This window comes from Mucilaginibacter sp. CAU 1740 (assembly GCF_039839285.1).
Taxonomy (GTDB): Bacteria; Bacteroidota; Bacteroidia; order Sphingobacteriales; family Sphingobacteriaceae; genus Mucilaginibacter.
This window is the reverse complement of sequence record NZ_JBDOQS010000003.1, coordinates 195,021-207,534: the sequence shown is the minus strand read 5'-3', so window position 1 is coordinate 207,534 and position 12,514 is coordinate 195,021. Positions and strand designations below refer to the sequence as shown.

Genomic DNA, 12,514 nt, shown 5'->3' with positions numbered 1-12,514 from the left:
GAAGCACGGTTATTTAATCCATTACACTCAACAACCAACCCTAAGATACGCCAATCCCACTCATTTTCAACTACCTTTATATCAATCAACCTAAATAATTGACCAAATGCAACCCTTAAGGTATAACCGGTAAATCAACCGTTTTAATCGCCTCTATTGAGTTTTTAACAGCAATTCCTGCATCTCATCAATAATCATCAACCGCTTATCACACAGGTTTTTTAAGCCGATTATCACGCTCTTTATTTGCCTCAACGGTAACTAAAACGCCGGTAAGCTTATGAAAACGTTATGCATCAGTATGCTGTTTATTTGCCTGCTCCAAACAGCAAAAGCCCAGGTATCGGGCAAGGTAACTACCATCGGGGGGCAGCCTTTAGCTTATGTAACCACTGCGCTGATTAAAATGGCCGATTCATCATCAGTAAAAAGTATGCTCACTACCGAGCAGGGCGGCTACCTGTTTAACAATATCCAACCCGGTAATTACCGACTTAAACTAAGCAGCGTAGGTTATCAAACCTGGGTATCGGCACCATTTAAAGTTAACGCCGATAGCGGGGCAAAATACCTGGCTGTTATAGTGATGAAAGAGGATACCCGCCAACTGGGCGAGGTTGTGGTAAAAGCCAGCAAGCCACTGTACCAGCAACGTGCAGATGGACTGGTGGTGAATGTGGAGAATAGTTTGCTTACCAAAGGTAGTACCGCTTTGCAAGTGTTGGAACGATCGCCGGGTGTGATTATTGATCACCGGGATAACGGGATCTCGCTTAATGGCAAAAGTGGCGCTACCATCATGATCAACGGTAAACTTGTGCGCATGCCGGCGGCGCAAATAACCGCTTTGTTGAATGGTACCAGCGCCGATAATATTGAAAAGGTAGAACTGCTCAGCACCCCACCAGCGGGTTACGATGCCGAAGGCAGCGCCGGGATCATCAACATTGTAATGAAGAAAAGCCGGAAGCAGGGCACCAACGGCTCATACACCTTAACAGGCGGATATGGGCAAGGCGAAAAAGCTACCGCCAGCGTCAACCTTAACAGCAATACCAAAAACGTTAACCTATACGGCTCATATATTTTTTCGCACGACAGGACTTATACCGATCTATTCATTACCGGTAGCCAGTACATGCCTTTTTTAGGCGGTAATACCGAGGTTGAATTTTATACCAAAGCCAAACGCATCAGCAATAATCATAATGCAACTATCGGCGCTGATATCAAACTAAATGATAAAACCACCTTAAGTAGCAGTGTGCTTTATAATAACAGCACATCACCCAATTATACTTACAGCAGGGCCGGTTACAATGTACTGCCCGATTCATTGCTCACCTACACGGGCAACATCAACGGCACCGATAAGTGGAACAGTGTTATCAGCTCGGCAGGGTTGGAGCGGGTTTTAAAGCAAGGGGAAAAGATCAGCTTCGATGCCGATTATATCCGCTACAGCAATAACAGCCCCAAACAGGTGCAATCATCTTTCATCAATAAAAACGGTGAACAGGTTTATGCCGATAACTCGGTAAGCGCCGAAAGTCAGCGCGGTTTTGCCAATACTACCATTAATGTTGGGGTGATCAAGGCAGATTATAGTAATCAATTGTTGGAGGCGTTGAAATTGGAAACGGGCGTAAAAGGTACACGCACCGGTAGTTCAAGCTCGTCGGGCATTGAAAGTTTTGAGAACGGGGCTTGGGTGCGCAATATGCAAACCTCGGCCAATATTTATATGAAGGAGGAGATAGGCGCGGCATATCTCTCATTCAACTGGCAGCTGAGCAAAGTCTTAAATGTTGTTGCCGGCGCTCGCTACGAATACTCTTACACTAACATGGACGATCCTAAAACCGGCAGCAACATCGTAAACCGTAAGCTTGGCAAGCTGTTCCCAACCTTGCTGTTAACCAATAAAGTAGGAGAACAATCCGAACTGCAACTATCCTACACCAAACGCATCGCCCGGCCAACTTATGATGACCTGGCCTCATACTTTGCCTACAGTGATCCAACCGCGGTTTATACCGGTAACCCTTTCCTGCAACCAACCATCACCAACAATATAAAATTGGGTTATACTTACCGCGATTACAGTTTTTCATTGCTGTACAGTCATGATGCAAACGCCATTTCCCGTTACCAGCTTACCGAAAATGCCTCGCACGATATTTTGTTTATCTCGCCGCAAAACTTGCCTTATCAACGCTACCTTACCTTCCAGGCCAACCTGCCTTTCAAGGCTACCAACTGGTGGGATATGACTTACAGCTTTACCGGAGGCTTGAGGCAGTTTAAAGAAACCTATACCTCGTCGCCGTTAACCAAATCGTACATCGGCTATTCGTTCAATTTTAACCAAACGTTTAAGTTGCCGAAGGATTTTTCGGCAGAGGTTTCGGGCGTTTATAACTCCTTGTTTTATAATGGTACCACCCGCATTGATGGTTACAGTACAGTTAACGCGGGCATAAAAAAGGAACTGAAAAACAGAGGGAGTTTACAACTTTCGGTGGCCGATGTATTCAGCACCCTGCAGATCCATCCCCGGTATGGCACCCTTACCCGCGAGGCTTTTGATATTAAAAGCCATGTTATTGTTAATACCGAATCAAGGCGCTTCCCGATCATTAAGCTGAGTTACACACGCTCGTTCGGAGGTTCGGGTACATCGGCCAAAAATAAATCAACAAAGAGTGCTCCCGACGAGAGTGAAAGGATCAGGAATAACTAAAAGGTTTTTGCAGGGGCAAAAAAGCATTATTGTTCATTGATGAAGCGGCCGCACGTAGGCCGCTTTTGTTTTTAGGGTTGATTGGATATGCTTGCAAACGATTGTTTGTGTTGTTTAACTGTTTGATGCACAGCTAAACAGATTGTAATTGATGGTAATATTATCCATCTTTTTATATGTTTTATCCATTTGAAAATTTGCCGCACCCATATACATTTACAAAACCAATTAGTAAAATCAAGAACCCAAATAATGAAAAAGATTACTCACCTCCTTCAAACGGCGAAACTGTCGTTGGTACAATTAAATTCCACATAAATCGAGCAAACTCATTGGCTGGTTTCATTACCACCACCAAATGATACTATTAGCTATTATTTAATGTCCCGCAATTGTTGCCTTTTAGGGTTTTAACTACCGGTTAAAATTAGGGCAACGTGATAATGTTATGGGCTTAAAGTGCTAATTGCTACTCATGTGTGTACAAGTGTACAATTATAACCCTCAATAAATATTATGAACCCAACTTTATGAAGCAATTTTACTTTTACGATCAATCACACCTAAAAAACTACAGGCAGCAAGGCCGTAATTTGATAGGGAGGTTCCTTCTGCTGCTCGTATTATCCTGCTTTGGTTTCGCCGCGAAGGCCCAAAACAAGATCACGGTAGTGGGTACGGTAACCGATACGCTTGGCGTTAAAATAACCGGCGCCAACGTTGCTGCCGAAAACCAAAAAAACGTTGGTACTACTACTGATAACAACGGCAGGTTTGTGCTGGATGTAACGCCAGGTACCAGTCTCCGTATCTCGTACGTAGGTTTTATCGATCAGCACATTATTATTACTGCCGATAACCGCACGCTCAACATCCGCCTTAAAGAGCAAAAACTATTGGCCGAGGAGGTGGTAGTTACTGCCTTTGGTAAAAAGGAGCGTAAAGAGGCATTGGTAGGTTCGGTAACCACCATTAAACCTGCCGAATTGAAAATACCGGCAAGTAACTTAACAAACGCTTTAGCCGGTCAGGCGGCGGGTATCATCGCGTATCAGCGCAGCGGCCAGCCGGGGCAGGATAACGCCTCGTTCTTTATCCGCGGTGTAACCACATTCGGTTACAAACGCGATCCGCTTATTTTGATCGATAACGTGGAGCTTTCTACCAATGATCTGGCCCGCTTAAATGTGGATGACATTGCCAGTTTCTCTATCCTGAAGGATGCGAGCGCTACCGCATTATACGGTGCCCGCGGTGCTAATGGTGTTATTTTGGTGGCCACTAAAGAGGGTAAACAAGGAGCGGCCAAGTTGAATTTCCGTTCGGAGTTTTCATCATCGCAGGCAACGCAAACACTAAACCTGGTTGATCCTATTCAGTACATGAACCTCTATAACGAGGCTTTGCTTACCCGTAACCCTACCTTGCCGCTTAAATATCCGCAAAGTAAGATCAATAATACCATTAACACCATTAACGGTACTCCGGGCAGCAACGCCTACGTTTACCCTGCGGTTGATTGGTTTGGCATGTTGTTTAAAAAACGCGCTACTACCCAGCGTAACGATCTGAACATAAGCGGCGGTGGCCCGGCTGCCCGTTATTACATTGCCGGTTCGTATAATATTGATAACGGTGTTTTGCGTACCGATATCCGCAACAACAATAACAACAACGTTAACTTTAAAAACTACCAGTTACGATCTAACGTAAACGTAACGCTTACCAAAACCACCGAGATTGTGGTTAGGTTATCGGGTACTTTCAGCGAGTATAACGGCCCTATCACTACCGATGGTTCATTCGCTTCCGATCTGTACAACGTAGCCATCCACACCAGTCCGGTTGATTTTCCTGCCTACTACCAGCCCGATGCTGCTAACGCCAACGTACAGCATATTTTATTTGGTAACGTAGGTTTGGCAGGTAGCAGCGATAACAATATCCAGTTCAATAACCCGTACGCGTCATTATTACGCGGGCATAAAAACTCGTCGGAGTCAAGAATGTCGGCGCAGTTTGAGTTGAACCAGGATTTGCGTTGGCTTACCGATGGTTTAAAGTTCAAAACCATTTTCAACACCAACAGGTACTCGTATTTTGATTCGCAGTTATCGTACTCGCCATTTTACTATAACATCGCCAGTTATGATAGGGATGCCAACCAGTACACCCTGCAATGGCTCAACCCTAAACCAACAGGCAATAACGTACCAACCGAATACCTGAGCTACAACCGCAATACGCCAAACGCCAATACTTTCTTCTATCTGCAAACAGCGTTAGAGTATAATAAACCTTTCGGTAACGGGCATAACATCAACACCACACTCATCGGTACCGCGCAGCAAACGCTTTACTCAAGCGCTATCGATCCTAAAACGGGCACAACCACACTGCCTTACTCGTTGCCATTCCGCAATTTAGGCTTGGCCGGCAGGTTAACCTACTCGTACAAAAGCAGGTACTTTATTGAAACCAACTTCGGTTACAATGGTTCCGAGCGTTTCTCTGCTAATCACCGTTACGGTTTCTTCCCAACCATTGGTGGTTCGTGGGTGATCTCGAACGAGAAATTCTGGGATCCTTCGATCATCGATCGTTTAAAAATTCGTGGTAGCTATGGTAAAGTAGGTAATGATGCCATTGGTTCGCAAAGGTTCTTCTACCAATCAGATGTGCAATTGAACGAGGGTTACAACTATGCCCAGTTTGGTATCAATAACCAATACGAGCGTAAGGGTGTTACCATCCGCAACTATGCCAATCCCGATGTAACCTGGGAAACATCCAAACAAACCAACTTAGCGGTTGAAGCCACGCTGTTTAAAAACTTCAACTTTGTGGCCGAGTTTTACCGCAACAACCGTTACGATATTTTACAGACCCGCAGCAACACCCCAACCAGCGAAGGTTTGGAATCGCAAACCAGCGCCAACTTAGGCAAGGTTGATTCAAAAGGTGTGGACTTGTCGTTAGACTATAAGCAAAGCTTCAGCAATACCGGCTGGGCGCAGATCCGTGCTAACTTCACGTACTCAACCAATAAATACAAATACATTGAAGAGCCTGATTATAAAGAGCCATGGAGGCACTTTATAGGCCAGCCAATAAGCCGTGGTTACGGTTACATTGCCGAGCGTTTATTTGTTGATGATCAGGAGGCCCGTAACTCGCCTACGCAAATATTTAGTGGTGCCGATGCTTATGGCAATAAGGTTAACGGCATTTTACCACAAGGCGGCGATATCAAATACCGCGATTTGAATGGCGACGGAAAGATCGATTACCTGGACCAGGCATTTATTGGTTACCCAACCACGCCAGAGATCGTTTACGGTTTCGGTTTCTCGGGAGGCTTTAAAGGGTTCGACTTATCGGCCTTCTTCCAGGGCCAAGCAAGGGTATCCTTCTTTGTCGACCCGAACAAAGTAAGCCCATTCATCCCAAGTAATGAACCATACATTTACGGTAACACGCAGGTATTACAGGATTTTGCTGATAGCCACTGGAGCGAAGAGCACCAGGACCTGTACGCCCTGTACCCACGCTTAGGTACCACGCTATCATCAGAGTTGAACAATCTGCAGTCAAGCAGTTGGTGGTTGCGTAATGGCGCGTTCCTGAGGTTGAAATCGGTGGAGTTGGGTTATACGCTGCCAAAAGGCGTTGCAAAAACCTTGCACGTAAACAATTGCCGCATCTACTTTAACGGCTTAAACCTGGTTACCTGGAGCCCTTTCAAAGCCTGGGACCCGGAGCTTGGCGGCAACGGCTTTGCTTACCCAATTCAAAAAGTGTTTAACCTGGGCTTAACCGTTGGTTTATAACCCTAAAACAAGTTTGAAATGAAAAAATTAAGATCATACTATAAACTGATGCTGCTGGTAGCCTTGGCTACATCGGGGCAATCGTGCAAAAAATACCTGGATATTACGCCGGATAACGTAGCTACGCTGGATTACACTTTTCGCAACCGTAACGAAACGGAAGATTACCTGTTTACCTGCTACTCAACCATGCAGCACTTAAACGATGTGGTAAACAACCCCGGTTTTGTTTACTCGGGCGAGATCGTTTATCCAAACAACCTCAATGACCACTTTTTTAACGAATCGGGCTTTAACCTTATCAGGGGATTACAGCTAAGTTCTGATCCTGCTTTAAACTACTGGGACGGAACCAACGGCGGCCAGGCCATATTCCAGGCCTTAAGGCGCTGTAATATCATGTTGGAGAACATCGATAAGCCTATCGACCTGAGTGCTTCAGAAAAAGTACGCTGGATAGCCGAAACCAAATTCCTGAAAGCGTTTTATCACTACTATTTGATCAGGATGTACGGCCCGATGCTGTTGATCAAAGAAAACCTGCCTATCAATGCCTCGGCCGAGGAGGTAAAACGCAAACGTGCTTCGGTTGATGAGAGCTTTGATTATGTGGTATCACTGCTGGATGAAGCTATCCCAGATCTGCCACCGGTTATCAGCAACCAGGCCTTAGAGTTTGGCCGCATCACCAAATTCATGGCCATGTCTGTTAAAGCCGAGGTTTTGGCAACACAGGCAAGCCCGCTGTTTAACGGTAACCCCGATTATGCCAATATTAAAGATCATGACGGCAAAGCGCTGTTCTCTGCTACATTCGATGCTACCAAATGGCGTAAAGCTGCCGATGCTGCCAAAGCCGCCATTACCGAGTGCGAAGCGCAAGGTTTGAAATTATACACTACGCCGCCAACGGTTAACATCGGTACCATATCTGATAAGTTGAAGAATGTACTGGTGTTACAGAACGACATCACCGAAAAATGGGAGCAAAACCCTGAGCTGATCTGGGCCTTGAACTATGGTTTCGGTTACCAAAACTTCTGTATCCCGAGGTTAACATCTGATGCCGCGAGTTTGGCATCAAGTAACCCAGGTACGTTTGCGGTGCCAATTCAAACTGCCGAATTGTTTTATACCGATAAAGGCGTGCCTATTAACGAGGATAAAACCTGGGATTATGCAGGTCGTTTCAATATCCAAACCGGCGATGATTCGAGCGCGCCTTTGATCCAAACCGGTTACGCTACTGCCAAAGAACACTTTAACCGCGAAAGAAGGTTTTATGCCGATATCGCTTTCGACGGCGGCATCTGGTTTGGTAACGGTAAACGGAACGAGAACGAAGCATATTATGTTAATGCCCGTGGCCCATACGCATTGGCCGGACCGAAAAGCTTAACAGCTACCAATATCACCGGTTACTGGCCTAAAAAACTGGCTAATTACTTAACGGTTTACACCAACCTGTTCACTACCGAAAACTACCATTTACCGGTAATGCGCTTATCAGGATTATACCTGTTATATGCCGAGTGTGTGAACGAGGCCGATGGCCCAAGCGCTGAAGTTTACACCTACATTGATAGGGTAAGGGCACGTGCCGGACTGGAAGGCGTGGTAGATTCATGGTCGAAATATTCTAAGAACCCGGCAAAACCAAGCTCTAAAGATGGTTTACGCCAGATCATCCACCAGGAGCGCCGTATCGAACTTTGTTTTGAAGCGCAAAGCGGCTGGGACCTGCGCCGCTGGAAAGAGTTGCAGGATGTGCTGAGTCGCCCGCTACAAGGCTGGAAGGTTGATGAGGGTACGCCAGAGAATTACTACCGCCCGCAAACAGTGGTGCAGCCGGTATTCGGGTTAAAAGATTACCTGTGGCCTATCTCAACCAACGACCTTATTGTTAACAACAACCTAACCCAAAACCCATACTGGTAGGGTATAGCTTTTGTGACAGATTTTTAAGATGATCAATATTGAAAAAAGATATATGAAAAAGATTAATAACCGCAGATGGCTTGCCGCATTAGTAATGGTGCCGGTTTTGCTGATGTTGCTTATAGCATCCTGCAAAAAAATGGAATCGCCAGTTGAAGTAGTATCAAACGATACTACCAAACCAGATGTTGTTAGCAATATAAAAGTGGAAAATTTGAATGGCGGGGCAAGATTAACTTACACGCTGCCCAATTCAAAGAACCTGCTGTATGTACTGGCCAGCTACAAAATTAATGATAAGGTAACCCGCGAAACTAAATCCAGCTACTATAGGGATACCGTTATTGTTGATGGTTTTGCAAGGGCACAGGAATACGAGGTTACTTTATACGCTGTAAGTCGTGCCAACATAAAATCAGACCCGGTGGTGGTTAAGGTAAATCCTAAAACACCCAATTACCTGTTGATAAACGATAACCTTACCATTACGCCCGATTTTGGTGGTGCAAACTTCTTCGGCTTTAATCCCAATAAAGTGCCGGTTGCCGTACATGTAATTGCATTTAACGAAAAACGTAATGCGTATGATGAGGAGGAACCTCAATACCTGACCACCGATACGGTAAATGTTTCGGTACGTGGTTATGATGCGGTGCCTAAAAAGTTCGGTGTGTTTGTTACCGATAGGTTCGGCAATGTATCTGATACCGTATTTAAAACTTTAACCCCGCTGTACGAAACGATGCTGGATAAGAGCAAGTTTTCTGTTTATCACCTGGCAAGCGACAGCCCGATAGGCTACGGCTGGGAGCTTAAATATTTCTTCGATGGCAATACCGGCGATCCTGGATGGCATACTTTGGGTGCGCCAACCAAACAGGGTACGTTTGCTTTAGGCACCAGTGCTAAACTAAGCCGCTTTGTATTGTGGGAAAGATTAAACAGTATTTTTACCTATCAAAACGTTAGGCAGATGACACTTTGGGGAACCAACAGTGATTCGCCGGGCGATTCAACGTTACCCTTGAGCTCGGCCCCTGGTACCGTATCCGGCGATTGGGTTAACCTCGGTAATTTTACCTACCCTAACCCGCCATCGGGCTTACCGCCAAACCAGGCCAATGCCTCCGACCAGGCTTTTGTTGCCGCCGGTGTAAACTTCAAGATCTCCATCAACGCCCCTTCAACCAAGTTTATCAGGTTTCAGTGTACGCAAACCTGGGGCGGTTTGGATTATGTGAACGCCATGGAGATCTCCTTATATGGCAACCCATTGTAACACCATTTAAATAGCGAAAAAAATGAAGATCACATATAAAATAGCCGCTTTCTTTTTAGCCTGTGTTACTGTAATGGGTTGTAAAAGATATGACGAAGACTATAAAAACTATCTCAATAATCACGAAGTTACCTATCCCGGTTTAGCCGGGAAGGCAACTTTTCATCCGGGCAATTTAAGGGCCGCATTGGTATGGCACCCAAGTCCGGATCCAAGTATCACCACCTACAAAATAACCTGGAACAATGGTACCGACTCGCTGATAGTTAATGCCACATCGCACAGCCCGTCCGATTCCATTACGGCTATAATCCCTAACCTGAAAGAGTATGTTTACAGTTTCAGGCTGATAGCGCGCGATAACGCGGGCAACAGTTCGGTAGGGCAGGATATCAATAATGTGCGGGTTTATGGCACATCGTATCAATCGTCGTTATTGAACCGCCCGTTCAATGCTGCCGCGCCGTACCAGGTGAATGATGATAATTCGGTAAGGTTGTTTTTTAATAAGGCCGATAGTTTGAATGTTAGCACCACCATTAAATACACCAATACTGCGGGTGTTGAAACTACCGTAGAGTTAAGTCCGGATAGCGCAGGTATCACCATCAAAGACCTGAAATTTAAAACCGCGCTGCAATTCCGCTCATCATACAAACCAACCGCCGATGCTATCGACGCGTTTAACGTAAGCGCCTTTGAAGATTTTCCGACGGTTTATGGTATTGCCGTTTGTGATAAATCGCTGTTTAAGGCATACAACCTGCCAACCGATATTCCATCTGCCTATGGTTGGGAAACCTATTACCTGTGGGATAATAAAACCGGCGAACCAGGCTTCCATACGGGCGGATCGGGCATGCCGCAATGGTTTACGTTTGATATGGGCCAATCGGTATCATTAGCTAAAATGAGGATGTGGCAACGCACATCTGCATTATACAACATTGGTAACCCTAAACGTTTTGAGGTTTATGGTAGTAACAGCCCTGCCGCGGATGGTAGCTACAGCAGCTGGACAAAACTGGCAAGTTTTACATCGGTAAAACCGTCGGGCTTACCTGTAGGTCAAAACACCCAGGCCGATGCCGATTTCGCAGCCGCGGGCGAGCCGTTTAACTTCCCGCCTAATACCGGCGAGTTCCGCTACGTCAGGATCAAAGTACTTGAAACCTGGGGCGGCACCAGCTACCTGCACCTTTGCGAACTTACCATGTACAAAGTGGATAAATAAAAAGACCTTGGTTTGGTTTAATAAATGACAAATTCCCGTGGCCTTGTAAGGCGCGGGATTTGTTTTTTAGGAGGGATTAACGCGTGAGTTTGTTTTGGATAAATGGTTTTATGTCGTTTTTAAACCAAGCCCCGTTTTCACTAAGTATTGTTAAGTCATTGCGCTGTTTATCATAATTTGCTATTAATGAGAGGCCGGTTTCGTTGTCTGAATCCAGTAGAATAAGTTCATCAACGCGGTCAAAATTGTTCTTTAACAGGCGGATAGTGTTGATGTACATTTCCTTTATTATTGAGGGCTTAACCAAATGCCGCCCATTTGCATGTCGTTCTTTGGCGCGGATAAGGCATAATTTAACATCATCAGTAAAGAAAAGAATGATATGAAGCCTATTTTCGGGATTGAAGTTTTTAACAGATAAAATATATTCCCATTGATGCTCATATCCGAGGTTCAACTCGAGTGCAAAATTTTCGTTTCTGATTAGTTTTTGGCGAATAGTATTTCTAACGCGATGAATAGAATATTCATTATAATCTGCGTAGCCCTGCGCTTTATATTTAAAACGCATTTCATCTTCGTTTAAGATTTCGAGATCGGGGTCAATAAACTCATCGCCTCGGGTACTTTTACCTATTCCTGGTGGACCGGCGATGATATAAATATCAGCCATTATCCGAGCTGTTTAACGCTGCCATCGGCATACTCAGCTATGTAATGCCCTGCTTTTTTGTAAACCAATGGCTGTCCGATAGAAAAAAGATATTCTTTGGCTTCGTTCTGCATTTTTAAAGCCCATTCAGTCCTTTCGGCAGGTGTCATTAACCATGGCTTTTTAGCCATTTTGCCTTTTTTTAACATCAAATCTAACGGAATGTCCTGCTCCATAACAAATGCGGATATATTCAAAAATAATAAAAAGTAGTGATAGTTTATAAATGTTATAGCTCCGTTTTCGCTTTCCTCATCCTGATCAACGAAAACTGCAAAGTCGATTCTTTAACAGCATCTGCAATCTCAGTTAACGAAGGCGTAAACCGCAATTCAATCCCTCTGTTTAATAACGCGGCCATGATATCGTCAATAACAGTAATCGCTATCGGCATAGCCGGTTTGTAGGATACGTAATATCCCGCGCACTCATCTATCAGCATAAAATCATCGGGCGCAAATTCATAACAATACAAGGTGGTTTGTTTGATTCGTTTATACCATCCGCTTTCAACAATAACAATGTGGCTGGCAGATGTATTACCCATAAACTTTTGTTTATCGGCATTTGTTGTGTTCGGCCCTGCATAAAATGTTACCCGTGGGCAGTCCCTCGGCAGCAAATAATTGTGCAGCAATTCCTCGCTGATGGCAAAAACAACATCGCCGGTAATATTATCAAAATGCGATGGGGAAGGGCGGGGATTGAATATGCTGATACCCGGCTGTTCGCTGATGTGAAAGAGTTTGGGTTGAGGCATGGTTTTTCTGTATGTTCA

8 protein-coding genes are annotated in these 12,514 nt (G+C 44.9%); 5 read left to right on the top strand and 3 right to left on the bottom strand.

Annotation, left to right across the window (positions count from 1 at the left end; translation table 11 throughout):
- The first annotated feature begins 280 nt into the window (after nucleotides 1-280).
- The 5 genes from AAFN85_RS08410 to AAFN85_RS08390 all read left to right on the top strand — a co-directional run bounded on the left by AAFN85_RS08410 (nucleotide 281) and on the right by AAFN85_RS08390 (nucleotide 11,024).
- A complete protein-coding gene (locus tag AAFN85_RS08410) occupies nucleotides 281-2,743 on the top strand; it encodes a TonB-dependent receptor (protein WP_347526692.1) in 2,463 nt (820 codons plus the stop codon).
- 530 nt (nucleotides 2,744-3,273) lie between these two features.
- Complete coding sequence (locus tag AAFN85_RS08405) at nucleotides 3,274-6,573, top strand: TonB-dependent receptor (RefSeq protein WP_347526691.1); 3,300 nt, start codon at nucleotides 3,274-3,276, stop codon at nucleotides 6,571-6,573.
- A gap of 18 nt (nucleotides 6,574-6,591) precedes the next feature.
- On the top strand, nucleotides 6,592-8,511 hold the full coding sequence (locus AAFN85_RS08400) for a RagB/SusD family nutrient uptake outer membrane protein (protein WP_347526690.1): 1,920 nt from the start codon (nucleotides 6,592-6,594) through the stop codon (nucleotides 8,509-8,511).
- Nucleotides 8,512-8,563: 52 nt separating this feature from the next.
- Nucleotides 8,564-9,790 (top strand): DUF4959 domain-containing protein, encoded by a 1,227-nt coding sequence (locus AAFN85_RS08395; protein WP_347526689.1) that lies wholly within the window; start codon nucleotides 8,564-8,566, stop codon nucleotides 9,788-9,790.
- A gap of 22 nt (nucleotides 9,791-9,812) precedes the next feature.
- Entirely contained in the window at nucleotides 9,813-11,024 is a 1,212-nt protein-coding gene (locus tag AAFN85_RS08390; RefSeq protein WP_347526687.1) for a DUF4998 domain-containing protein, read from the top strand.
- Between the two features lie 76 nt (nucleotides 11,025-11,100).
- Here the strand turns inward: AAFN85_RS08390 and AAFN85_RS08385 are convergent, their stop codons facing one another.
- The 3 genes from AAFN85_RS08385 to AAFN85_RS08375 are packed head-to-tail and all read right to left on the bottom strand — an operon-like array spanning nucleotide 11,101 to nucleotide 12,496.
- Nucleotides 11,101-11,697, bottom strand: coding sequence for a hypothetical protein (locus AAFN85_RS08385; protein WP_347526686.1), 597 nt, complete (start codon nucleotides 11,695-11,697; stop codon nucleotides 11,101-11,103).
- The gene (locus AAFN85_RS08380) at nucleotides 11,697-11,912 is read right to left on the bottom strand and encodes a hypothetical protein (protein WP_347526684.1); all 216 of its coding nucleotides are present in this window, start codon (nucleotides 11,910-11,912) and stop codon (nucleotides 11,697-11,699) included. The genes AAFN85_RS08385 and AAFN85_RS08380 overlap by 1 nt, the downstream gene beginning before the upstream one ends.
- Nucleotides 11,913-11,965: 53 nt before the next feature.
- Complete coding sequence (locus tag AAFN85_RS08375; RefSeq protein ID WP_347526683.1) at nucleotides 11,966-12,496, bottom strand: DUF6886 family protein; 531 nt, start codon at nucleotides 12,494-12,496, stop codon at nucleotides 11,966-11,968.
- Between the last annotated feature and the right edge of the window lie 18 nt (nucleotides 12,497-12,514).